Origin of the sequence: Bacteroides muris (ex Fokt et al. 2023), from assembly GCF_024704895.1 — a bacterium.
In the GTDB taxonomy this organism is placed as follows: Bacteria; Bacteroidota; Bacteroidia; order Bacteroidales; family Bacteroidaceae; genus Bacteroides; species Bacteroides muris.
Map to the genome: position 1 here is coordinate 14,045 of NZ_JAMZEE010000039.1, position 24,941 is coordinate 38,985.

Below are 24,941 nucleotides of genomic sequence, written 5' to 3' on the forward strand. Positions count from 1 at the left end.
ATTCATGTCAAATATTTATAGTGCCATCTTATATTGAACAAGTACTATCCTTGAGTAATAATAGAACCGTTTCTTACCAATTTTTCAAAATTCTCAACATTATACTCCACTTTCGGTATTTCTGTTCTTGGATGAAAGTCTTCCCAATAGAAACCAATATCTCGTATCTTGGCTCTAATCTTTTTTTGTTCTTCACTAGAAGCTTGCAGTTTCAGCCTAATTAACTCCTTAATTTTGTAAACTTCTTCCAAAGTAAAATCTCTTTTGCTTTTCATAATTTTTTCTTTAATATTTAGCGTTTAAGACATTTGACCAGTTCTGTATTTTTTCTTCTACTTTTTTAGCACAAGCATTGCTGGTAGAATAAGCTATACTGGACGGCAATCGAGTTTTGTAATAGTTGGCAGCTTTCTTTCCATTAAATATAACTTTTTTTATTTGAGGATAACGACTTAGTAAATCGTCAATGTCATTATATTCTTCTTCTTTTATATTGCTATCCAAGCTGCTTTCGCGTTCACAAGACTGTAACGTATCCCATAATGCAATGTGGTGTTTCTTTAAACACGAAACTTTTTCCTCGTAATTTTTGAATTCCATATTGGAATTGAACAATCGCTTCATTATTTTCCAGAAACTGTTATTGGGTGCAGCATAGTACTCTTTGCTTCTCAGTGATTCCTTACCGGGCATGGTTCCCAATATTAGGATTTCGGAACTTTCATCAATAATAGGCGGTAATGATTGTACTCTGTTCTTTAGTAATTCATCTTTTTTCATCGCTCTGTGATATGTTAATGTTATTCTTCAAAAATTGCAATAGCATGTGCCATCCATATAGAGTTGTTTTGATAATCTTCTTTACAACCTTTAGGAATAATTAAAAAGAAACGTAAAGGAGCTATATCTTCCATAGAAGTGCCTGTCCCTTCAAAAAAACTAGTTGGAGTTATTGTCGGCATTGTTTTTCCTTTAATGATTACGTGTCGTAATCTGGAACAGTTTCCGTATGTAGATGTTGCTGGTTATCAGTTGTTTGTAGTTAATACGATAGAAAAGTGGAGCGGTTTTTATTTGAAGACATAAGTAAAGCTGAATTTTAACGACTTTAACTTTTGTAAACCACAATAATTATATAAATGTGCAAGTTTTGTGCTGACAATATTGCTTGACCTTATATTTATACATTTTTATTTCAAAAACAGTTTTGTACATTATCATGCAATCTAATGAAGTCTCGATATCTCAAGTTTGATAGGGTAATTTATATAATAGAGTTAAAATATGGTTAAATGGTAATTTAATTACGAATTTTACAGAATATACTTCTTTATTAAAGAAAATAATTTGTAAATTTGCACCCAAATTACAATAATGATATAAATACATAATCCTATGATAAGAGATTTCTGGGTAAAGAATTATCTTTCCATTCGAGATAAACAAGAATTGAGTTTCTTGGCTAAGGGGCCTTCTTCGGAACTTATTACAGAAGTTGCTGAAGGAGTATTCTTGTATAAGTTAGGAATACTATACGGTTCCAATGCTTCTGGAAAATCCAATATGCTGATTGCCTTGAATGAGGTTTTTCGTCTGTTAGTTCTGCCAAAATCAGACACGGCTCAAAGAATAAACGGAAGTATTCCTTTCGTACTCACAAAGGATGAGCCAACAGAAATGCACGTTTCATTCTATGCCAATGGCATCAGATACGACTATGATGTGAAGTTCAACGATAAGCACATATTGAGTGAAGCACTGTATTATTATCCGAACAAATCAAAATCGTTGTTCTATGAGCGCACATTTGTCGGCGATAATGTACAGGCGGAGATCAAGTTTGGTTCAAGTCTCAGGCTGCTTGTAAAAACGCAAGAGAGCATTCGTGAGAACACATTGAATAATCATAGCGTTTTGTCTGTTTGCAGAAAAGCAGCTTTGAAAGAAGATATTGCACAATTCAATATCCTTCATAGTTGGATTATGGAAAACTATCATGATGTAGATGGGGACAGTGAAAAAGGACTTGTGGAAATTCTAAATGATGCTTATAATAATTTGAAAAAGCGTAAGTTCTACAACACCATGCTTCAAAAGGCTGATTTGAACATCTTGGAATATAAACCTATCATAGAAGATCGCTTTGTGCCTAATGAGTTCCGTGAACGCATCCAAAAGGAAAATATCCCGGAAGAAATGAAGGAGGCACTGCTTAAACCTACTTCCGACTCCGTTGCATTTGTCAATCACTCTATAAATGGAGATTTTGACATTCCTCTCAAATGGCAGTCAAAAGGTACTCAAAAATATATACGCATTCTGGAGGCATTATACGATATGATAACAAGTTCTCATGTGTATTATCTCGATGAATTAGGTGAGGATTTACACAATGACTTGTTGTACTACTATCTCAATGTCTTTATATTCAACTCAGAAAAATCACAGTTGATTATCACCAGTCAGGAAACAACACTGTTGTCTCAAGACCTTATCAATGAAAATAGAGGTGTTGTGTGGTTTGTTGAGAAGAACAAGGAAACGGCCTCTTCCGAATATTCTCGCGGTGACTCTTTTGGGCTGCACAAGAATTTGTCTCTATATAACTCTTACCGCATTGGACGTTTGGGAGCAAAACCAGAGTTAGGTAGTATCTTTATAAATCTGGAGGATTGACATGGGAAAGTTACGACAAGCAGCACTTATCTTAGGTGAAGGACCTACGGAATTCTTCTACTTCAAGTCCTTATGCGATGTGTTCAAACGCTTGACCATCAAGCCGGACTATCCAAAGCATACCAATATCAAGGAACTGGATGCAAAGATAGCAGAAGGTGTGGCAATGGGCTATAGCAATATCTTCTGCGTTATCGATATGGACACGAAGGACGTGGAGCCAGAGCGTTCTCAATATCAAAAATTAAAGGCGAAGTACGCCAAGTCTATCAACAAACCGAAGAAAGGCATTTACTGCGAGGTGGAGTTCTTCGAGACACATCGTTGTACCGAGTTATTCTTCCTCTACTATTTCCGTTACACCTCACGTCCATACGATACACAAGAGTCTTTGCTCAAGGATTTAAACCAATGTGTGGAATACAAGAAAGCCATCGACTTCTTCACCAAATCCAAAGGCTTACACGCCTACTTTGAACGCAACGGGGGAAGCCTTGAAAAGGCTATTGTAAATGCCGATCGTTCTATGGATGAGGTACAAAAGGGAGGTAGGGATTATACATTCTCGGAACTTGGTAGGTTGATGGAAAGGCTGACAACACTCTCCGAATAAATACAAATCGTCAAATTAATCAAAGATGAAAACAACAGACAATCATATTTTCATAGGTAAAGAAGACAAGTTAAATATTTGGGCTGATCATAAAGATGGCGAAGAATTAAATGAAGAAGAAATGAGTAAACTCACATACAAAGTGAAGGAACTTATAAAAAACTATCTTCAATTAGATAATGTCAACTTTTTATTTGGCACTGGTTCTTCCATACATCTTGGAGCTGCCAGTATTCAGAATATTCCATCGGAAACAGAGAAGTATATCATGGATCTAGAAGACGAAGATTTGAAGAGTGATTTCAAGTCTTACGTACAAAAATTGCAAGATAACATGATGAAAAAATACACCCCCGTCAAGGATGTGAAATTTCAGGATGACAGAAATTGGGATTTAATATACGATGGAACATATATAAGGAATTACAAAGACATTGAAATTCCTGAAGGTGAAGATGATTCTCCAGAAAAGCATTATGGAGAAGTATTAGTTATGTTTGAATCTCTACTCAACTATCTTACTGCCATTACATATCAAAAAGATGCGGAGCATGATGAGATAGGTGCAAATAGAGTTAGAAAGTTAATTGATGCGTTGAAAGGTTCTTTGTTTTCAATATGTGATGTTCACAACAGAAAAACTTCAGAACGAGATTTGAAGCGAATTAAGGAGAAAAAGATGACTGATGCTTTTAAGAAAAACAAGTATATTTTTCATGAGAAGTTTCTGAAATCCTTAATGCAAAGACCGCTCAACTTACAGAGAGCAAACATCTTTACGAGTAATTACGACCTAGCATTTGAATATGCATTTGACAACCTTGGTATTAAATACATCGATGGTTTTTCTGGCTTTCATCATAGATATTTTAAACCTGAGACCTTTAATTATGATATTTTCTATCCAGGTTCAACTACAGCAGGAAAAGTACAACGTATAGAGAAAGTTGTAAGATACTTTAAGTTGCATGGGTCGATTAGTTGGGTAAGTGACAATAAACGCTCTGCTAATAATATATATGGCATAGAAGAAATGTCTATTGATCTGATTAAACGCAAAGCTGCAGATGTAGAAGAAAAAGATTTTGGTTATGGTAATTTGATGATTTATCCAACTGCCGTAAAAAAAAGCTACACTCTTGATTTACCATACTCAGAACTCTTCCGTCACTTTGCATATTGCACATCACAGCCTCAGTCCGTTCTTTTTACTATAGGATATTCTTTCTGTGATGAACATTTCAATGATATTATTTATCAAGCGTTATCAAATCCTTCTTTTACTTTGATTATTATTGATTTTAATGGTACAAAGAAATCTGAGGAGATAAAACACTTACATGACTTGAATGACCCTCGCATTATAATTCTTGAGGGTAACTATTTGGGGGATTTTCTGACATTGGCAAACACTCTAATGCCTGATTTTCTTGATGCATCTTCTAATGACGAAGTTGCAGAAACTCTTAATAAGTTGATTTCTAATAAAGAATAGTATGGCAAACGAAAGGAATATAGGTAGAATAGTAACAGTCGATAGTTTGTCTGTTTATGTCCGTTTGGACGATAATTTGAAAAGTTTGTACAAAAGTGGTTATGAAGAAATTTATCCTGTTGCTAGGATTAATTCTTATATTGTTATACCTGTAGGAGCAGACAAAATCGTTGCAATGGTAAATCGTGTAATGACACGAGAAGAAACGGATTTGACCAAAGCTTCAGGAACTATTTTTTTAACAGAATCCAATCGATATCTATCGGCGACTATGGTCGGAACGATAGAAAGTGGTCTTTATATACAAGGAGTATATAATTATCCTATTCTTGATAATCCAGTATGGTATGTGACTCGAGAAGATTTAGATATAATATTCGACCAAAAGGCAAATGAAAAAGTTGATTTCAAAAAAGACTTCTATTTGCCAATAGGCACCTCACCTGCATTTCCTGATTACCAAGTAAAAATCAACCCAGATAAGATGTTTGCCAAGCATGTTGCGATTCTTGGAAACACAGGTTCAGGGAAATCATGTACATTAACATCGATTCTTCAAAGTTTGTTCCAATACGAATATAATGGTGAAAAACTCAAAAGTAGTCATATTGTAATCTTTGACACAAATGGAGAATATAAAGACGCTTTTAACATTGAGCAGAACAATATAGTAAATCCATTTTGGATTAATGATAATGGATTAAAAATTCCATATTGGTTTATGAACTATGATGATATGGATTATTTATTTGAACCAACCACCGGAACACAAGGACCTATATTGAAGCGTGCTCTTGCCTTAGCAAAGAGTCATGTTGCTGCAGAAGAAAGAAAATTAATCCCTCAACTTTATGTAAATCACCTAAAAGTTTTAATAGATAATCTAAATGCTGGAGGTAATAAGGCAAAATCTGCAATTTTAGAAGACATAGAGTCTATATGTGATGCTTTTAATAAACTAAAAAACGAAAGACTCACAGATTTTGATGTAAGTGAGATTTGTAAAGCACTGAGTGATATTAAGTCACAGAAAGCACCAAATAAAGTGTATTCGAATAATGGTTATCCAAAGGGCAGCTATGATGTTAATCTTATTCAAAACGCACTTGATACTATCAATCAAAACTTAGAAGAATATCAAGAGACTCTTGTAGAGAAAACATCTTCAGAAAATCGCAATATAGATGCTCCTTTGTATTACAACTTTCATTCTTTGATATCCACATGCTTTGAGTATGCAATAAAAGAATCTGCTGTTTCGCAAGACAAAATGAATGAATACATCTCGACTTTAAAACTGAGAATGCAATCATTTGTTGATGATATCAGGCTAGCGAGTCCATTGCTTTTGGATAAGCAAAATGATGTAAATGATGTACTTGTCCAATTCCTTGCATATATACTTGGTGATTACGGTCAAGTATATAACACTATTGCGGACGCTTCAATGTACAAAGAGTATTATAATGGAAGTGGATGTGTTAAAGATGTCCATAACCAAATTACGATAATTGATATGTCTCTTTTGCCGTTTCAAGTACTTGAGACAATAACTGGACTTATTGGAAGACTAATTTTAGAGTTTCTTTCTCGTTTTGACAAAGAAGAAAGAGGCAAGATGCCCGTAGTGATTGCCTTGGAAGAGGCGCAGAACTATATCCCTGAGAATAATCAAAAAGATAGAGATTCCATTTCAAGAAAGGTGTTCGAAAGAATTGCGCGTGAAGGCAGAAAATATGGATTGTCGCTATTAGTTTCAAGTCAAAGACCTTCCGAACTATCGAAAACCGTACTATCACAATGCAATAGTTTTATTGTGCATAGAATTCAAAATCCTGATGACCAAACGTATATTCGCAAACTTGTATCTGCAGCTAATTCTGAGATACTGAGTCAATTGCCTACATTACCGCAGCAACATGTTATTATTATGGGTGATTGTGTAAGGACACCTGTAGTAGCAAGGATGAATACTGCTAAGCCAAGACCGAATAGCAATGATCCTGAATTTATTGATAATTGGATTAAGGGAAGTGAAATCGATTATAAAAAGTGTGCAAATAAGTGGTTAGAAGAGGAAAAAGATAAGAAGAATGATTAAAGAATAGAATAAAGATCATATCAAACTCGGGCATAAACTTGTGTTTATGCCCGAAATACTACAACAGATTTAAGTTATATTCTTATGGCTTTGTGATTATGTCCCACAACTCATCGTAGTTCTTTACGGCATCGTATGTGACATGACTATCAGAGATAGTGGTAAAGTGACGACTTGTACATTCTATCTTCACACTTTCTGCACGATGGTAGTCCTTCAGACTATCCTTATCGTAGCCTTTCGTTTCAGCTACAAAGTATATGTGCATCAAGTTGCCATAAATCTATCTGATATATGGTTTCACGGCATCAATACTCCAAGCATAGTTTAGGTTTGCTTGTGAACCATCAGCAAATGAACCTGACGTAATGCCTACTACCTCACCATATTCGTTGATAAGAGCACCGCCACTGCTACCATGGTCGATGAGTGCGCTAATTTGCATAAGATTGTCGGCACGCCACTGAGACACCTCACCTGAGGAGAAGGTGTTTTCAAGACCGCGGGGACTTCCAATAGCATACACTTTCTCACCGATTTTAGGTTTGTCAGTAGCAATGGGGATGTAATTTGTGTTTTCACAATCTACTCGGAATAAAATGAAATCCTCTTGCTCACTCTTTTGTATGATCTCAGTAACTTTGTAGGCTTCATCGCTCCCTACAAGTTTGATTTGCTCAAGACCAATACCAGTTCCCTTGAAAACATGATAGTTACTTACTGCAAGACCTTCGTTGTCAATAAAGAAACCTGAACCTTGATAAGCATTAGAGCCGTCTGTCGTGAATACCATGAACACAGCACTGCCATAGCGTTCAAAGATTTGTGCCCCTTCAAGTTTGTCGCTGGATCGTTTATTCACAATCTTACTCTTACGAGAAGCAGAGCGTGAAGACTTCCTGTCTGAACGGTCAGCCATCGTAGTGCCAGGGCGTTCACGGTCGCGACGGTGGCCAGACTTGTGAGCGCACGATACAAAAAGCAAGACCGATAAGCATAGTATGACAGCACAATATTTAGTTTTCTTTTTTTTCAGCATCTTCAATAATATTTTTGGGTATTATGTGAATAACAAAGCGTTGATTGTCAATTTCCTTAGAGCCTCTTTCACGCATGAGAGTTGCATCAAGCTGTTTGAAACGTTCGGTGCCTTCACCGCCTGTGTAGCCAAAGTTGTATCGACCGTCACCACTACCAGCAATCTGAAACTCGCAGTTTGCTCCAAAATCAATGTGGCAAATATCCTTCCAGAACTTCATCAGTGTGAGCGCACGTTGGAAACTCCAGTCGTAGTTGGCATCTGTCAGTTTTTGTGAATTGCGCGAAGCCTGCCCTTCAATGATGAGCAAGTACTGATTGTTTTCGTTTTTATCAAGAAACTCCTTGATTTCAGTACCAGCCCTATGTAGTCTTGCTGTATCTGCTTGCAGGTCTGCAAGACGATATTTTGTTTCTTTGAAGAAACATCTTACATCAAGAACGTATTTCTTGTATTCTGCTTTATACGCAAAGTTCTTTGAACGACCAAGTTCCTTGGTTGATGCTTCCACTTTTTTGATTTCTTCAAGTTGCTTCTCCGTCGCTTCCATACGTTTGTGCAAGAGCACGATAACAAGGACAAAGAGTGTAAGCATGATGAAGAATAGGCTCGTCATCAAATCAGAGTAACTTGTCCAAAAAAAAGATTCTTTCTTCTCTGCCATATAAACTAAACGTATTATGGATTATTGGTGCTTTGTACTTGGTTGTTAGGTGCTAATTGCGATGTGGACGGTATAGACGAGTGTGGAACAGGTTGTGTCTCTACGCTATCAACACTGATTGGAGCGTTCATGATAGAGTCTGTATCATCCGCTTCACTTATGGTAGCAGTGACAGATGGTGAATTATCTTCAGCAAACCAGATGTTGTATATTGTGTTCGAGATACAAGCTAAAGCAATGAGTATTACAGAAACTACAATTGTCCATTTCATCCATCCAGACAATACCTGCGGTGTGGCATATGGAGAAGCTTCATCATGAAAAGAAGCGGCTGTAAGTTCTTTAGTGGTTCGTACCATCGTCTCGTTAACTGACGAAGCCAATGCACTATTAGAGCATTCCATGCGGTCTATCAACTGATCAAGTTTGCCTGGTATGCCAGCAATTTCAGCCAGCTGCTTTTGCAACATTGGAATTTGGTTGAGTTCAGCACTAAACATGGTGCGAAGTTCCACATTGAGGTTTTCAAATGATTCTTTCTCATCGGCAATAATACGCTTAAACTCTTCGGCTTGCTGAACTAGTGTGGAGTTTAGCTCATTTGCATTCGTGTTAGCAGTTTCTTTCAGCGTACGAAGAGCATCTCTCAAAGCAATATCCACATCGGCTGAATCCTTTGCTATTTCTGCTTTATGACGCATGAAATATTGTTGGATTTCTTCCAAAACATGCAGTCGGTTAGCTTCTTGCTCAAATTGAGTGGTAAAAGTATGGATTGCATCAGTATAGCCGTGAATATCATCCAAATACTCGTTAAATTGCTCCAATTTGTCGGTACATTCTTTCAGTTCTTCAAGTACGCGAACATTTGCTTTTGCCATCTTCATCACGTCCATGTCATGTACGGCTTTGATAACGTCGCCCTGAATGCGGTAGGATTCATTAACCTCACGCAATGCACAGCGCAGTGAAGAGGTGTTCTCAGCAAAAGTGTTGTTGAACTTATTAAGATTCTTCACCAAGCGATTGAGTGCATCGGAGGTATCAGAAGGCAGCTCTGGCAGTAGCTTTGCCTGAAGCCATGCAAGAAAAGTATTCTTGCCGAATTCACCTTGCAGTTTATACCTTTTAAATAATAATGATGCTATGGTGGTTAGCAAAATACCCATGATGCTGGCAAGCATTGCCCATGCTACCCCTGACAACAAATCGTTTACGCCCTCAGCGGCAGTTCCAAAATTTCCAGATCCAGATGAAAGAAGGTCTGTTATACTACCCGTCGTAATAAGAGAACCTAAGCCGACAATCACACCTGCCATCGTTCCAGCGAGCCCGCAATACAGTGGAGTTGGTGTAAGCGTGTTGATGTCATTCTCCACAGAATCACAGTGGCGGTCCACTGCATCTTTCAAAAGCGAGAAATCAATTACGGATTCAGAATTATTTTCTAAGTATTTATTAATTGAGTCTTTGATTGATTCAAAAACATTGTTACCACGTCCATGGATACCAGAAACGAAATTCGTCTCAGGATTATGAGCGATACCCCAAGAATTTTCTTCCGCAAAGATTTTTTTGTAATCTCTCATGCGTAGTACATTCTTCACGAAGAAAAATATCTGTAGTGCGATTATAAACGCTACTATGATAGGAACTAATAGTGACATCTTTACTTAATTAATTTGATTTTAAGTTTTTTAGTAACTTGCCATGTGACATCATCGTATTTTTCACAAATGCCGTAATCTTCAACTTTAAAGGATGTGGCTTCTTCAATAGAGCCAGTATATTCAACTATTTCCTGCCACATGTTTCTTGATTTAATCTTGTCCAATGAGATGATGTTAAATTCTCCTTTATTCGCACTCTTAAACTTAATAGAGAAGACACAACTTTCTTGGGCAGAATCGAATATTTTCGTGAAGATATTACCACTATTAATATTTGCGTATCCCATTCTGAGATATTCAAGATCTTTAGTTTGACGCAATTGTTCTTGATGATGAGTAACTGATGGATTTGAACTATTTTGAGTTTCGTTCGTCTTACTACTCAAACGTGAAACAGAAGACTCAACAGAGCGTAAACGTGTATCAAGATTTTGTAGAGATGTGTTTACAGACAGAGAAACTCTGTTACCGTTTAGCCCAGATTGTAATTGACTAACAGCAACTTTCAATTCTGCTATCCTTTTTGACTTGTCCAAGTTGTTGCAAAAAATTTCGTCAACTTTCTCTCTACTGAGGCCTTTTCTTAACAGGGAAAGAACCAGTGCAATGATTGCTATAGCAAGAGAAGCTAATGTCATATATCCCCAAGTACTTTTAGGACTTTCTAACTTAGCGACTTGAACTTTAAGCTCAGCATTTTCTTTTTGTGCCTGAGACAGTGCTTGTGTCAAAGTGTCAACCTTTAATACAAGCGCATTCATTAACGTGTCTTGGGCTGCAATCTTGTTCTTTATCTCCTGAGAAATTCCCTCAACAGGAGCGGTACTATCTACGGAATCTTGAATAGGCTGCTTTTCACTGAAAAAATAACATGAAGATAACGTTAGAATTGTGGCAAGGCACACTACGATATTGATTGCTTTTTTCATCATCAGTTCGGATTTTCTAAATAATACTCTTGAATTTTGCTTGAAAGAGACTGAAGGACTCCCTTAATTGGATAGAACGTAATTGCATCTTCAATGAGATTATCCTTATTTCCAGACTCTTTAATAGAGAGTTCTATACCTTTATCAAGGTATGTTTCCAAGTCCTTTGTGCATTCTTCTTTTGCAATCTTCATAGTGACATTATCAACACCGAAGTTATTATCTAAGTTGAATACAGACGGCATTTCTGTAAGAGCAAAGTGGAAGAAGTCTTTAATAGACTTAACGATTTCTTTTTTGTAAGCATCAGAAATGGAAGCATAAGTGTCGTTAGTACCAACCAGTTTACCAGAAGAATCCCGGAGAACTAATGTATCTGGATTTTCTTCGTAAGCTTCTGCTGCAATCAAGCCACCCTTACATGTAGATTCTTTAGGATTGGCCCCCTGCTCTAATCCAAGAATATCAAGGGCAGAACCATATTCTGACTCCAAAACTTTTTCGAAAATGATTTTGGTATATTTGCCAAGAATCTTCGGGTCTGACGATATGATGCTAATTATCTTACTACCATTACCGCTAAATGCTATATGGCGAGGAGCTTTCAACCCTTTAGCTTTCACAATTTGGGCGATGTGATAAATGATTGCTGTATAGAAGATGATAAAAACCACCTTAAACTTCGTGTCATTTTGAAGTATCTTATTGAAATCAATATTATTACGGGCAAGTCCTTTTGTGGCAGAATTATATTTCAGCGAGAAAAGGAATGATGCCATATTTGCAGGTTGTCCGAGGTTGCTATTAAAGATGTTGACTAGTTCGTTAAGTTCTGGTTTTGACTGAAGAAGGCCGAGAATGTCATTCTTGAACCAGTCTACAATACCATTATTAGGATTGATGTCAGAGAAAGAATCCTCAAAGAGCGAGTTCGCAGCGAACTTAAATGACGTGATATATTCTACTTTGCCGTTTGAAGAGAAGGCAATATCAGTAGTGCCACCACCAATATCCACATTAACGAGGTTCGTTGCTGTCGCATATCTACGGAAGTAGAATTGTATTGGAGCAACAGACTCTGATAGATTTCTTGTCGCACCATCATGGTTAAACAATTCTGTGTAGGAGTCGTTCCATGCCATGCGTAGTTGAGCAAGGCGGCGCGGTGACATGCTGTTTGGATAGAACCATGTGATTTTTGTCCGCGCAAGGCTACCGTTATTTGCAATGACCTTGTTGCGAATTATCATCATGATATTACGGATGTAAGCTTGCATTGCTGATTGTGCATTAGGCTTGCTACTCCATTTGATATTGACCATAGGCTTTGCATTGTATGCAATGCCTAATTTTTTATTATATGTAATATCGAAATTGATTAAGCCGAATGTTCTTAATTTTTCCGTCCAGTCAGTAGATTTTGCATAAGACAAAGCGGTTCGTGTTGGGAAAGAGAAATCTGAGTCATCTCCTACCACAACAGGAATGAAATCACGAACCATCAAGTCGTTTTCATCAATCAAATCTAAAGGAATGAGTTTTCCTTGAATTTCGCGGAAGGACTGAACAAAGAACTCTTCGAATATAGATTCTGAGTTTTTATAGTTGAAAGAGTCAGAACTATTATTATCAGCTTTCTTAAATTCAATATGTGTATTAGATGTACCCAAGTCAACAGCAAATTCAAAGTCTTCCAGATTTTGATGTGTGAGGAAGTTTGGAATAATTACATTGCTAACGCCTCCCTTATTAGAAACTCTGATAAAGTCAAAGTTGCTATTTTGGATTGTATAGGTTTCAGCTTTAAAGTCGAATAAACCTTTTTCTTTGTTTCTGCAGTCAACGGGGATGTCACGTATTATTTCCCCTTCGCGGTAAAAATCAAAATTGAATTGATTGGAGAATGTACTTACGCAGGAAACTGTATAGATAGCATCATCCTCATTTTGGAACTTTATGGCAGGCATTACAAGACCTGTGAAATCGAAAGTTGTCATGCCACCAGAGTTTTGAGTCTCTGAGACATCTGCTTGCCTCTGGGCATAATAGATACGCTGATACTCAATGTAAGTTATATTACCATTACCCATAATAGGTATGCGTATAACTACATTTACTGAGCCACCGGCAATAGATTCCATCTCAAATGCTGGTTTGCCGTCTGGCATAGTTGAGTTGAGTGTTTCAATGGAGAAGTACTTGAAATAAAGAGGCTTAATCGGGAGCAAGAAAGAGGTCATCTGCTCTACATCTTTAATATTCCCGTCGAAGAAATACTTCTTATTCAAAGAATGAGGAACCTTCACAATAGAATCTTCAAGGAAATCTCCTATGGTCAAATATGCAAAAGTTGAGCCCTCATAAGGTAGCGTTCTACGTTCGATATCTGAAACTTTTGGTTTGTATGGTGCTCTATTTGTGTTTCCCCATGTACCATTAGCATATTGCAGACTAGCATATTTATTTCCTGCTTCAACGGGAAGAACAAGAGGCTTCACACCTGCTACGCTTTGTTCGGAACGGATTGTAAACTCGTTTTCAATTTCTCTTGAAGATTTCTTCTTAAACAGAACAGTACCAAGAACTTCAACTTGGTTACTCTGTTGATGTGACTGCACGTCAATATAAGAGAAATCATTGGCTGATGCTGGGGTAATCTCGTTTAACTTGTTCTTGATTATCTGGTCTGAAATAGCCCTGAATGTCAAGTTAAGATAGTTCTCAATTTCTGGGAACAGGTTTGAGAAGCCGGGGATTGTCTTTCGGAGTGTCCACCATGCCTTAATGTAGTCAAAGTCTCTTTTATAAAGGGGTACATAGTCGCCGTCAAATGGGCGGTCATTGTTTGCAAAGAATATGTCCTGAATATATTCAAGGCTATTCGCGCCGCTAAAGAATAACGTTGACGGTGAAGTGGCACCGATGATGTTCAATTCATCTGGCCCATTCGTATAATTCAGAAGGTAGATGTTCTTCAACTGTCCGAAGTTATATGTGCGAGCATCGGAAACAAGATACTTCTGCAAGGCATCGGCCACATAGAAGTGGCTTGCGTTTTGGTCGTTCTTCAGAGCATCAATCATCACGGACGGATTCCAAGTGATGATTTCAATCTTATCTTTGAATTTATCGATATTGAAAAAGATCTCACCGACATCCAAAGTATCTGACACCATCTTATGAAATATGGTGTCGCCTTCCAACTCTCTAATATCACGAGTCGCTCTACGACATATTTCCTTAAAAGCTGTTTTCACAAGATCTATTCTTGCAAACGGGGACGGGATTGAAGTAATTTCATTTTTGGCACTTGCTCCATCTGGATCTTCTATTGTGTCCCGAGCATTGGAATTGTATGGGAATGCTGGGCTTTCGTTCCATTCTCGAATGGTGGACGTTCCCTCTCTATATAGTCTAAATACTTTTGACATGGCTACGCATTAAATTTTTCGTTAAACAATTTTGTCATGGCAAGGAAGAACATTTCAAGGAACTTGTCGTTGTCTTCTTTACTTTGGCATTTCTTGACAGCTGAGTTCAAACGATCGGTCACTAAATCATAATCAGATTTAAGGCTGATTATCTTTTTAGGCTTAACTCCTGTGACGACCTCAAAAGGTTTATCTTTTGTGTTAAGGTTGAAAAGGTCTAATGAGCGTTTATTTCTCTTCATTTCGTCAAGCCATTCGATGAACAAACCTGTAAGGTTCTGAAGCTCCGTCATGAAAGAAGACCCGTACAGACCATTGAAGTTGTCATTGTTGGCATTGAAATCCTTAGACGAATAATAGTCAAATTTGTGATTTAGGCAGTTTGTCATCATCATGAACTCTGTCAAAGGGGCGAAAAGCAAACGTTTTTGATTCTCGTAGAAAGAGTCGAATGTAACAGAATTAGTGAGATCCTTCAGACCAAGTTCTTTGTTTGACGTATTTGCGTGTTGCTTGTTACTGAAATCCACGATAGCAGTAGCAGCAAGGAATTCTACGAGATGAGCATCGTTTTGCTGCGCTGATCCACCTTCGTGGTTTTCATAGGTATTTGTAACATTATCAGCAAGAAAATAAAGCGCATCAATAGACTTATTCTTGCTGATATTGTTTTCGTAATAGGCCAATGCGGATTTGGTCTTAGAGATGAAGGTTGATGAATCAATCTCGCTTTCATCGTCATTCTTCAGTTTGAAATATGGAAGAATGGTAATAGCACCAATTTCTGCATGGTTAATCAGATCATTGTTTGGAAAGTTAGTTCCAGTGCGAAGAGTTTTCAATAAAAGAGGAAAACCACTTGCACCAGTTCCACCAAAAATGGAACTAATGATAAAAATCTTGTCACCCGATTCGAAGTTGTTGGCGAAATCTTGGAAGTCATTAGAATCCACAATTTGATTGAGTACAATACTCCCGATATTGGGGTTGCCCTTGAAGCCAACATTCATAGACGAGCCGAGGTTCTTTTCAGAGAATAGCATTCTCATCATGGCCTGCGATGATTTATCCATGGAAGGAAGATCAATAAACTGCAAAAATGTCTTATCATCGGTGTCATTTATGCGAAGAGTATAGTTCACAAGAATTTGGGACAGCTCTTTTCTGAAGAAAGTTGACTCATTTTTCGGGGTGAATGAAAGGGAAGAATGAATAGTCCTGTATGTGTTCATAAGGGCTACAGTTCTTGTTAAGTCTGCATTAGAAGCGTCGGGGTCGATAATAATAGGCACGATTTCGTCTACACCCATATTTACACCTGCCGCCATCATCATTGTGAAAGAACGGAGAACACGTGCACCTGTTCCTCCAATTCCGAATACATATAGTTTGGCCATGATTAATAATGTTTATATGTTAAAATGGAGCTCGGGAGCAGTTAGTACTCCACCACTTGATTATATACGAGAATATGATGAAAGCTATGATAGCATCGAGCATATTGGTAACTCCAAATGCAAGGATATCATCTGAGTAGATAGGAAGGTCAACCATCTTTTGGGTCGCGGCATCTTTTTTTACCATTAATCCTGCATAATAATCTTTAAGAACCCATTGCCAGCCGACTACAAAGTTTATCACAGCGTTAATACCTAAGAATATAAGCCATCCCCACCAATTGTTCAGGCGTGGATGATTGATAATGTAATAGTAGCAGACGGCTACAATTAGGGAAATCACCAACATGGTAAGGCCGATGCCAATGAACATGTTGCTTAACTGCTCTGGAGATGATTCTCCCCAAAGATACTCTGCAAGTTCTATTCCAAAGAAGTCTTCGAGCCAGCAGTAGATACTTCCAAAAAATTCACTCATGATATTTAACTTTATTTGTTTCTTAATTCAAAGGAAACTGATCCGTATGTAGTTGAGTTCCTATAGGCTTCAGCCACACCCTTAATTAGTGCCATTAGCCCTGTTGTTTTGTCAAGATTCTCTTTTACATTTTGTCCTGTTGTGTCATCTGAATTAGATATCCATGTCGCCAAATAAGGGTAAGAGAAATAAACCGTTTCTGATTTTATGGTCTCGGGATTGGAGATTTCTAAAGTGACAACATGGCTATACGGACTATCTGCAGCAATAATCTCTTCAACCGATGCCACTGCTACTTGTTGAGGGTTAGCAGATTTGTATTGTGCAATATTCTTATACAGATTGCTGCTTTGCAACGATCCTCTTAAATTTACGAGCAATTCAACATGTATTTTTCCAGAATGGTTTGTTACATAAGTGCTTCTACTCATATCGAATGGTATTTTCTGTGGAGCAGCGTACGCACAGTATTCTTTAATACCGCCTATAATATTCTCGACAGGAACCTTTTGGTTGAATTCAGCCAAAAACCTTTGATTGCCAATTACCCAAATATAGTAAGGTCGTTTTACATCCTTCAAAAATTCCCGATTATGTCCGCAGAACCAAAAACCATTAAATTTGGAGTCAAGTTTGATTATTTCAACTCCCAATTCGGGATTTTCTGCCAATGCTTCATAAAACGTGTTTTTTATGGAAATCTGGTAGTTCCCCAAAAAATCAATCGCATTCTGAGGAATGTCAAGGATACAATCTGAGATAAATACAGAAACCGTTTGTTTGCCATTGGCCTTTACTATCGTGTCAAAAATCTGACGAAGGTCTGTATTCGTTCGGTTTCCACCAGCTTTAGCAAAAGATTGTGGGGTAAGATTTTTAATATATGTATTTAAGTCCCCAGTGAAAGGGATTACTTTCGAATTGATATAGTACAATGAACAGGATGTAGTCAATCGCTTCAAGTCGCTTACATAATCAAAAACTGCATCTTTTAGATTTGATCCTGCACACATATACGCATCCATACTACCGGAATTTTCTACATATACTTTTAGCTCAATAGAGTCTTTTATTTCCTTTGGAGCTGGTACTGCATCCCATGTTAGTTTGATCTTACTACCTCCCCCAATGCAGGTAGAGATAACTGCAATAATGATGATTGTACAGATCACAATCGGAATGATGAGTTTTTTATTCATGAGCTATATACTTATTTCCTCATATAAAAAGAACTCCCAGCATAGTGTCTCGACGGGCGACCAAGCCCTTTTTACACTACGAGAGAGTTTAATTATTTTTGTCTGTTGGCGGTGGTCTTTGTCGAGCAAATATCTATTCGTCTCTTCGTAAGAGACGAAGAAAAAAGGAAAGTCTTGATATTCCGCCAATTCTGTCGAAAATGAATAGATTTTGTAAAACAACATGAAAATTTGATGGCACAAATAGCAGTTTTTCTCTTAAATAAGCTGATTTTTGGCTGAAAATGAGTATCTTTGCATCAAATATCCGTCTCTTACGAAGAGATTGAGATTTTTGCTAAACAACTTCTTGCTTACAGCGATTCCAGAATCATCTTGTTTGCCTTGTCAACTACCGATGCTTCGAGAGAAGCAAGGTAAATCTGTGTTGTCTTTTCAGAATCATGCCCCATGCCCTCACTAATGACTGATAGCGGAACATTTCTTACCTTGGCAGCACTTGCCCATGAATGGCGGGCTACATACATTGTCAAAGGCCGTTGAAGTTTCAGCATTCCCGACAGGTCTTTCAACCGATAATTGACCAGATGCAGGGCATTGTCATACTGTTTTCGCTCATTCCCCTGCTCCTTGATAATCGGCAATAAATAGGCAGAACTGTTTGATGGATATTTCTTGATGATTTCCTCCATACATTTCTCCCATTTGATGGTAAGCTGCTGTCCGGTCTTTCGTCTGCAATAGGTCAGGATTCCGTTCTGTAAATCCGTCTTTTTAAGGTATGCCATATCAACAAAGGACATTCCTCTTGTGTAAAAACTGAACATGAACATATCACGCGCAAAATCCAACGAATACTTCATTGACAAATCCAGTTCTTTCAAGACCTTGATGACCTTAACAGGAACAGCACGCTTAACTGTCTTGTCCACTCCGGTATAGACATGACGGAACGGATACTTCTGTGGCGTAAGTTCTTTTTCCACTGCTCGGTTATATACTGCCCGAAGAATGCGCATATAGAATGATATGGTATTCATGCGTACTCCTTTTGCTTTCAGATGAGCTTCGTATAAAAGCATAAGGTCAGAGTTAACACCGTCAAGCGGAACGTCCTGTTCTTCACGAAATTCCATGAAACTTTTAAGGGTTGCCGTATAAGTCTCGGAAGTGCGTATCTTTCCCAATTGTCGCAGTTGAATTATTATTTTTGATTTTCACTGGTTTGACTTAACCGATTGAAGAATAAACTTTTAGCGAATTATTTGAGAAATAGAAGTAACGATTTAGCAACTGTGCGAATTTCAGTGTTTTACGTTGCTATGCTGTCAAATAACTCTTTCATCTGCAAATATAATATGTTTTTCCAAAAACGAAAAACATCAAGCGTGTTTTTCTGAATGGGATGGTAATTATCCCTTGATTAATATGGGGTATCTATATTCCAAATGTCCACTGAATCATTTTTTTGATATTCATTAAAATCAGAGATGGCATCATTTATCATTTGTGTATTCTCTCTAAACATTGAACATTTTGAAACATCATTATCATTGCAATATTTTGGATTACCACATTTTTTATACAATTTGCAGAACTTGCTTCCACTCATATCTTCTGCTTGCCATTTACATAATTGGCAATCTTTCTTTAAATACCCATCAAGATACGCTTTAACTTTTCCAATTGTATATAAACCACCACTATTGATAAAATATGGTATGCAATCATCATATGGCATACTTATTTCATAGATTCCCTTTCTGTGGTGATTGTAATTCCTACAAGTAAACGTATCTCGTTCAACATAGCTTTTCAAAGTATGATGTAAGATATATTTTTGAAAAGGTTGCGCAAAGTCCTCTGCTAAAACTTCCTTACGTTTAAAGTTGTGCAACTTAACTTTTTCACATTCATTTAAATTTGTGGAATTTACAATATCCAAAATATCTTCTTCTGACTGAATACTAAGTTCAATAATACGAATGCCCGATTTTTTCTTTTCTTGACTGCATTCATGTGTTACAAATACTTCAATGAAAATAGGCAAATTAGGATTAGTCTTGTTTTCGCAATACAAATCGGCTATAAAGTCTCTACACCTATGTTCTTGGATGCATTTTGAATAATAAGTCTTTAAATCAAATTGCACTTTCTTTACCCTCTTACAGTTTATCTTGTCATAGAAAACACAATTATCATACTTGTCGCACTTTTCATAACTATCCATAGATAATATGATATGCTCTTTCTGATTAAACCAATTCATTATCATTATCTCTGCAATGGAATGTAGATATTTGTCGTAAGAACATTTGTCAGCCTTATGCGCAAAATGCCATTGGCGGATATTTCCACGTTTAGCTATCATCTCACTGTGACAATAAGGACAAAAATATCGTTCGTTTGAATAATATACATCCTTTATATCAACGATGCAATTATCGGTGTTAAGTGCAAAATGTTGATAAGTGTGTGAATGTTTCATTTTATAAGTACCGACTAATAAACTCCTTCTTTTTCCCTAATTATGCCAATGTTTTCATCTGTCGATTTTGATTTTGACACGACTATTTGGTCAAAATTCTTTTTCCCCACTTGTATTTGACCATTTGAAAACACATATAGAAAAACATTTTTCAAAGTCTTTTTATATATAGATTTTCCATTTTTATCAACGACTTTTACTTTGACTTTATATTTATCTGATATAAAATAGTCAGGAGTTATTGACTTGAAAGACATCGTAACATCTTCATAATATTTCCCTTCAATATCAAGAAATGCTACTTTACGTACAACTTCCATATCAGTTAAAGGCTTTGCTGTTTCTGGTTCACTTTGAGCAAAAGCCAAAGGACATGTAAACAACATAATTAACAGCAATACAGACATTTTTGCCTTGTCTAAAACATAAGTGTTAGTGATTTTAGTCATATCTATTATTTTTTTAATGATAAAAAGCGCAGACATTCGCCATACGCTTCACGGTTCACCACAAACCACAACTAAATATGGGAAGTCTGCGCCCATATTCGGGGCAGTCCCAATATTAGTTGTTGCTCTTTACTTGTAGTGGTGATTGTGAAGCTATCGAGCAATATGTCTTGGAACGAGTTATCTCAATCCAACTGCAAAAATACAAAAAAACGTGATAATCCATTCAATATAGGTAGATTATTCGGCTGTTTTCTTTGAACTATAGTTTTATACTCCTATTTTGCCTTGGCTTCGGTATTCCAATAGCTTCTCTAAACTCGCTCATCTTTTTTCTGAACCAACTCACGTGTGGAACTCCGTCAATATTGAAATCGAATTTTCCGTTTTCATTCTCCTTGATGGCGCAGATAGAACGCTTGGTTTCAAAACTTTGGTTGAACTCCGAAGAGTAGAGTTTACCTTTAATGGCAACATCCTTGAAAGTGCATAGTCTTCGGATAATACCGTCATCGAAACCCAAGCGGTCACGCAGGAAATTTATTGTCGGTATCAGCTTTTCCACGTATGGGAAATAGCATTTGACAAAATTCACGAACTCGGACAGCTTACCATTCTGTTGCTCATATGTGCTTTTCATTTCCTGCATCTGTTTGGCTTGTTGTCGTTCCCGTTGTCGGGCTTCTTCTTCAAGTTCAATGATGCGGTTTTGCAGGGCGGTGTTCTCCCTTTCCAATGTCTTGACCTTGTTGCTGCCGAAAAGAGAACCGACACTCTCGGCGATGTTGGCGGCTGCGACGGTTGCCGCCCCTTTCAGCTTCTCGGTCTGTATTTCTTTTTTCGCCCGTCTTAGTTCTTCCCGTGCCGTTTCTTTCTGCTGTTGCAAATCCACCACTTCCGCTTTGAGGTCGTCGGAGAGTTTCTGTATATCCCGATAATACTGCTGCGTGGACTTGTGGCGAGCCTTCGAGCCGTCTATGCCCCTTTGCAGCCCGTATTTTGCCATCGCTTCGGCATAGGTATCTTGGTAGGACTTCAATTTCAGCCGTGTCATAATATCGTCTGCGCACAGCCTCACGGTGTCGGTCGGCTTCTTGCGGTATCGCTTCTTTGTCTGTTCCTCCCTTTTCCTGCGCTTGCGCTCTCCCTTGACGATGGGAACGAGCGTAACGTGTATATGCGGTGTTTCCTCGTCCCTGTGCAGGTGAGCCGCCACGATGTTCTCCTTTCCGAACGTATCGGCGAAGTATTTCAGATTGTCGGCGCACCACTCGTCCAAACGCCCCTCTTCCTCTATCCGCTTCATGTCCTCGTGCGTTCCCGACACGTTGATGCGGATTGCCCGTACTTGGTTGCTTCCGATTTTGCGTGTCAGCCCCGCTTCTTCCAATCTCCGCTGTATAGCCGCCGAACGGTCTTTCACCCCGTCGGGGTAATCGATGAGCCTGCGGTTTAGGTGCGTACGTGTGGGGTCGGCGTTCTTAGGTATGATGAAACGCTCGATATGTGCGGTCGTTCCGCTGTCGCTGCCGTGCGCCTTTTCCATGTGTAAAACTACGAAACCCATATATTCTTCCTTTCTTTTTTGGCTTGTGAAACAATAAACTTGACTATCTTTGAGGGCGGTGAAATGCCGTCCTCGATGGGGGTGTGCAGAGGGGCTTGCCCCTTGCCTTATTGGGGAATTTTCAGCGATACGGAGTATTGCGGCTCGGACAAATTCCCTAATAAGCTACGGTATTTTCTTCGTAAATACCCTGCGGCGTGCCGTCTGCCTTTCGGCTGTGGCTGTCCCTGCCGTCTGCTTACCCATATAACCCCACCTTATTTTTTCCCTTTCGGTCGGTGGGTGGCGGGGCGGTCGTTTCCGTTTTCAAAGGCTCTTTTGCACGGGGCGGTCGGATACAAGGTTTTCCCGATAAATACGCTCGCAGCGAAGCGAGAGGAAGATTTATCGGGAAACGGCGCAGCCGCCTGACCTTTTAGCCGACATAAAGCCCCGTGCTTGCTTTGCCTTTGTAAACGGAAATGATTGCTCCGCTTTCCTCTGAAAAGAGAAATAGAACCTGCAATATATATCACCATAGTGATAGGTTTGCATGTTGGTATGTTTGCATGTTGATATGTTGGTATATCATCATGTTTTCCAACGGCTGTTGGGCTTGCCGTCCGAAACAACCGATACGAATACCGTCGTTTTCTCTTTTCGCCCGTGTATAATCCTTTCCAACAACACTTTGCGGACTTTCGCCGCCCCGAACGATTCGATACGGAAAGCGAGGGCGGCTATCGTTTCGAGGTTGTAAACCTCCGCGCTGTATCTGTCCGATATGCGGATAATGCGCTTTATGTCATATATACTCAAAACTCCGCTTTTGCAGAGTGCCTTTATCCCTACCCGAACCGTCGGGGCGATAACCCCGAACAGTTCGCAGATTTCCCGCTCGGTCATGGCGGTTGCACCTATATCGCTTGGCAGGAAGATATTGCCCTGCCCGTCCATCGTGATAATATTCCTTTCTTCTTTCATCGGTATGCTGTTTTTAATTAAATTAAATAGCTCGGCAGATATTCTTCTCCATGTCCTCCAACTTGTGCGACAAGGTTTCCATGTCTTGGCTTATCTTTTGGGCGGTGATTTTGGCGTAAATTTGGGTGGTTTTTATGTTCGTGTGTCCCAAAAGACGGCTCACCGTTTCGATGGGTACGCCGTGCGACAGAAGTACGGTCGTGGCGTTCGTGTGGCGTGCAACGTGGAAAATGATAGCCTATGCAAGAAAAAGCGAACGGATGAAGATTAAACGTAAGTCGTTTGAAATGAGCGGTATTTCGCTATTCTGCCAAGTAGAGAAAATGCAAACGGCAACGGAATATTGAGGTTGTTCAGTTACCAAACCGTTAGCCGGGCAGTTACCGAAACGGGAATAGGTAACGGCAGGCAATGAAAAGAAATCCTCACCGTTTTGTTTGCGCTCATACACAGTATTTTGCATATCAAGGAACGCTTATACGGCAAGTAATTTTGCACTAAAAAATATAAGCGTATGAAAGTAGAAAAATTCAGGGTTCTGCTCTACCTCAAAAAGAGCGGACTGGACAAATCGGGTAAAGCCCCGATAATGGGAAGAATAACCGTGAACCGCACGATGGCGCAGTTCGGATCTAAGCTGTCCTGCACTCCCGAACTGTGGAATCCCCGTGAAAGCCGTCTGAACGGCAAGAGCAAGGAAGCAGTGGAAACCAATGCCAGGATTGAAAAACTGCTGTTGGCGGTAAACGCCGCATTCGACAGCCTTGTATCCCGTAAGGTCGGTTTTGACGCCACCGATGTGAAGAATTATTTTCAAGGCAGCATGGAAACGCAGATGACCCTCATGAAAATGACAGATGCAATCTGTGACGACATTAAGGCACGTATCGGCATAGACCGTGCGAAAGGAACTTATCCTGGTTATCACTATATGCGGCTGACACTCGGGGAGTTCATCGAAACCAAATACAAGGTCAAGGATTTGGCTTTCGGACAATTGACGGAACAGTTCATCCACGACTATCAGGCCTTCGTCACGGAAGATAAAGGCTATGCGATAGATACCGTCCGCCACCACCTTGCCATCCTGAAGAAAATCTGTCGCATTGCCTATAAGAAAGGGTATTCCGAGAAATGCAATTTTCAACATTTCGCCCTGCCCCGGCAATCAGAAAGGACACCACGTGCATTGAGCCGCGAATCGTTCGAAAGAATTCGTGACGTGGAAATACCGCCATACAGGAAGACGCACATACTGGCACGCGACCTTTTTCTGTTTGCCTGCTACACGGGTGTGTCATACGCTGATGTGGTTTCCATCACGGACGAGAACCTGTACACGGACGACAACGGAGCATTATGGCTGAAATATCGCCGAAAGAAAAACGAACATCGGGCGAGCGTGAAACTGCTTCCCGAAGCGTTGGCACTGCTTGAGAGATACAAGGACCAAACACGGGAAACGCTTTTCCCGATAATCCACCACCCGAACATGAAACGACACATGAAAGCGTTGGCTGCACTGGCAGGCATCAAGGATAACTTGTGCTATCATCAGGCGCGCCATAGTTTTGCTTCGCTGATAACACTCGAAGCGGGTGTGCCGATAGAGACCATCAGCCGCATGTTGGGACATTCCGATATTTCTACCACTCAGGTCTATGCCCGTGTCAGCCCGAAGAAACTTTTCGAGGACATGGACAAATTTATCAAAGCTACCGAGGATTTTCAATTAACACTTTAATACATAAAATGATATGCGAAGCACATTTTCATTGTTAC

22 protein-coding genes and 2 pseudogenes are annotated in these 24,941 nt (G+C 39.0%); 6 read left to right on the forward strand and 18 right to left on the reverse strand.

Annotation, left to right across the window (positions count from 1 at the left end; translation table 11 throughout):
• Window positions 1-44: 44 nt before the first annotated feature.
• From M1B78_RS14060 to M1B78_RS14070, 3 genes are read right to left on the reverse strand one after another with little or no spacing between them, the layout of a single operon-like run.
• A complete protein-coding gene (locus M1B78_RS14060; protein ID WP_118264346.1) occupies window positions 45-275 on the reverse strand; it encodes a hypothetical protein in 231 nt (76 codons plus the stop codon).
• A gap of 10 nt (window positions 276-285) precedes the next feature.
• The gene (locus M1B78_RS14065; RefSeq protein WP_118264347.1) at window positions 286-780 is read right to left on the reverse strand and encodes a DNA-deoxyinosine glycosylase; all 495 of its coding nucleotides are present in this window, start codon (window positions 778-780) and stop codon (window positions 286-288) included.
• A 20-nt stretch (window positions 781-800) separates the two neighbouring features.
• Window positions 801-962 (reverse strand): hypothetical protein, encoded by a 162-nt coding sequence (locus tag M1B78_RS14070; RefSeq protein ID WP_257941001.1) that lies wholly within the window; start codon window positions 960-962, stop codon window positions 801-803.
• A 433-nt stretch (window positions 963-1,395) separates the two neighbouring features.
• Between M1B78_RS14070 and M1B78_RS14075 the strand changes: the two genes are divergently transcribed.
• Genes M1B78_RS14075 through M1B78_RS14090 form a run of 4 tightly spaced genes read left to right on the forward strand, consistent with a single transcriptional unit; the run spans window position 1,396 to window position 6,885 of the window.
• Window positions 1,396-2,676, forward strand: a complete 1,281-nt coding sequence (locus tag M1B78_RS14075) for an AAA family ATPase (RefSeq protein WP_257941002.1) — start codon at window positions 1,396-1,398, stop codon at window positions 2,674-2,676.
• Between the two features lies 1 nt (window position 2,677).
• Window positions 2,678-3,289, forward strand: coding sequence for an RloB family protein (locus M1B78_RS14080; RefSeq protein WP_257941003.1), 612 nt, complete (start codon window positions 2,678-2,680; stop codon window positions 3,287-3,289).
• A gap of 25 nt (window positions 3,290-3,314) precedes the next feature.
• A complete protein-coding gene (locus tag M1B78_RS14085; protein WP_257941004.1) occupies window positions 3,315-4,784 on the forward strand; it encodes an SIR2 family protein in 1,470 nt (489 codons plus the stop codon).
• Window position 4,785: 1 nt separating this feature from the next.
• Entirely contained in the window at window positions 4,786-6,885 is a 2,100-nt protein-coding gene (locus tag M1B78_RS14090) for an ATP-binding protein (RefSeq protein ID WP_257941005.1), read from the forward strand.
• An 82-nt stretch (window positions 6,886-6,967) separates the two neighbouring features.
• Here the strand turns inward: M1B78_RS14090 and M1B78_RS14095 are convergent, their stop codons facing one another.
• The 13 genes and pseudogenes from M1B78_RS14095 to mobV form a co-directional block, all read right to left on the reverse strand.
• Window positions 6,968-7,153 carry a hypothetical protein gene (locus M1B78_RS14095; RefSeq protein ID WP_257941006.1) on the reverse strand — a complete coding sequence of 62 codons (186 nt, stop codon included), beginning with the start codon at window positions 7,151-7,153 and terminating at the stop codon, window positions 6,968-6,970.
• Window positions 7,154-7,168: 15 nt separating this feature from the next.
• Window positions 7,169-7,924 carry a S1C family serine protease gene (locus tag M1B78_RS14100; protein WP_257941007.1) on the reverse strand — a complete coding sequence of 252 codons (756 nt, stop codon included), beginning with the start codon at window positions 7,922-7,924 and terminating at the stop codon, window positions 7,169-7,171.
• A complete protein-coding gene (locus M1B78_RS14105) occupies window positions 7,902-8,588 on the reverse strand; it encodes a hypothetical protein (protein ID WP_257941008.1) in 687 nt (228 codons plus the stop codon). Before M1B78_RS14105 ends, M1B78_RS14100 begins: the two co-directional genes overlap by 23 nt.
• 14 nt (window positions 8,589-8,602) lie before the next feature.
• Window positions 8,603-10,177, reverse strand: coding sequence for a hypothetical protein (locus M1B78_RS14110; RefSeq protein ID WP_257941009.1), 1,575 nt, complete (start codon window positions 10,175-10,177; stop codon window positions 8,603-8,605).
• A gap of 80 nt (window positions 10,178-10,257) precedes the next feature.
• Window positions 10,258-11,190: a hypothetical protein gene (locus tag M1B78_RS14115; protein WP_257941010.1), complete on the reverse strand. Its 933-nt coding sequence runs from the start codon at window positions 11,188-11,190 to the stop codon at window positions 10,258-10,260.
• Entirely contained in the window at window positions 11,190-14,618 is a 3,429-nt protein-coding gene (locus M1B78_RS14120) for a hypothetical protein (RefSeq protein ID WP_257941011.1), read from the reverse strand. Before M1B78_RS14120 ends, M1B78_RS14115 begins: the two co-directional genes overlap by 1 nt.
• A gap of 2 nt (window positions 14,619-14,620) precedes the next feature.
• Window positions 14,621-16,015, reverse strand: a complete 1,395-nt coding sequence (locus M1B78_RS14125; protein ID WP_257941012.1) for a hypothetical protein — start codon at window positions 16,013-16,015, stop codon at window positions 14,621-14,623.
• A 19-nt stretch (window positions 16,016-16,034) separates the two neighbouring features.
• Window positions 16,035-16,493, reverse strand: a complete 459-nt coding sequence (locus tag M1B78_RS14130) for a hypothetical protein (RefSeq protein WP_127074940.1) — start codon at window positions 16,491-16,493, stop codon at window positions 16,035-16,037.
• A gap of 11 nt (window positions 16,494-16,504) precedes the next feature.
• Window positions 16,505-17,692: a hypothetical protein gene (locus M1B78_RS14135; RefSeq protein WP_257941013.1), complete on the reverse strand. Its 1,188-nt coding sequence runs from the start codon at window positions 17,690-17,692 to the stop codon at window positions 16,505-16,507.
• A 353-nt stretch (window positions 17,693-18,045) separates the two neighbouring features.
• Window positions 18,046-18,900 (reverse strand): annotated as a pseudogene (locus tag M1B78_RS14140) (tyrosine-type recombinase/integrase); the annotation flags it as partial.
• Between the two features lie 215 nt (window positions 18,901-19,115).
• Entirely contained in the window at window positions 19,116-20,180 is a 1,065-nt protein-coding gene (locus tag M1B78_RS14145; RefSeq protein ID WP_257941014.1) for a competence protein CoiA, read from the reverse strand.
• Between the two features lie 14 nt (window positions 20,181-20,194).
• The gene (locus M1B78_RS14150) at window positions 20,195-20,629 is read right to left on the reverse strand and encodes a hypothetical protein (RefSeq protein WP_005841729.1); all 435 of its coding nucleotides are present in this window, start codon (window positions 20,627-20,629) and stop codon (window positions 20,195-20,197) included.
• A 262-nt stretch (window positions 20,630-20,891) separates the two neighbouring features.
• Window positions 20,892-22,196: a MobV family relaxase gene (gene mobV, locus M1B78_RS14155; protein ID WP_227805525.1), complete on the reverse strand. Its 1,305-nt coding sequence runs from the start codon at window positions 22,194-22,196 to the stop codon at window positions 20,892-20,894.
• A gap of 39 nt (window positions 22,197-22,235) precedes the next feature.
• Between mobV and M1B78_RS14160 the strand changes: the two genes are divergently transcribed.
• A complete protein-coding gene (locus M1B78_RS14160) occupies window positions 22,236-22,607 on the forward strand; it encodes a hypothetical protein (protein WP_257941015.1) in 372 nt (123 codons plus the stop codon).
• A gap of 159 nt (window positions 22,608-22,766) precedes the next feature.
• On the opposite strand, the gene M1B78_RS14165 is transcribed toward M1B78_RS14160, so the two are convergent.
• Together M1B78_RS14165 and M1B78_RS14170 are read right to left on the reverse strand one after the other, a co-directional pair.
• Entirely contained in the window at window positions 22,767-23,159 is a 393-nt protein-coding gene (locus M1B78_RS14165) for a hypothetical protein (protein WP_257941016.1), read from the reverse strand.
• Between the two features lie 22 nt (window positions 23,160-23,181).
• Window positions 23,182-23,394: pseudogene (locus tag M1B78_RS14170) on the reverse strand (tyrosine-type recombinase/integrase); the annotation flags it as partial.
• Window positions 23,395-23,673: 279 nt separating this feature from the next.
• Between M1B78_RS14170 and M1B78_RS14175 the strand changes: the two are divergent.
• Window positions 23,674-24,903 carry a site-specific integrase gene (locus tag M1B78_RS14175; RefSeq protein WP_257941017.1) on the forward strand — a complete coding sequence of 410 codons (1,230 nt, stop codon included), beginning with the start codon at window positions 23,674-23,676 and terminating at the stop codon, window positions 24,901-24,903.
• The last annotated feature ends 38 nt before the right edge of the window (window positions 24,904-24,941 follow it).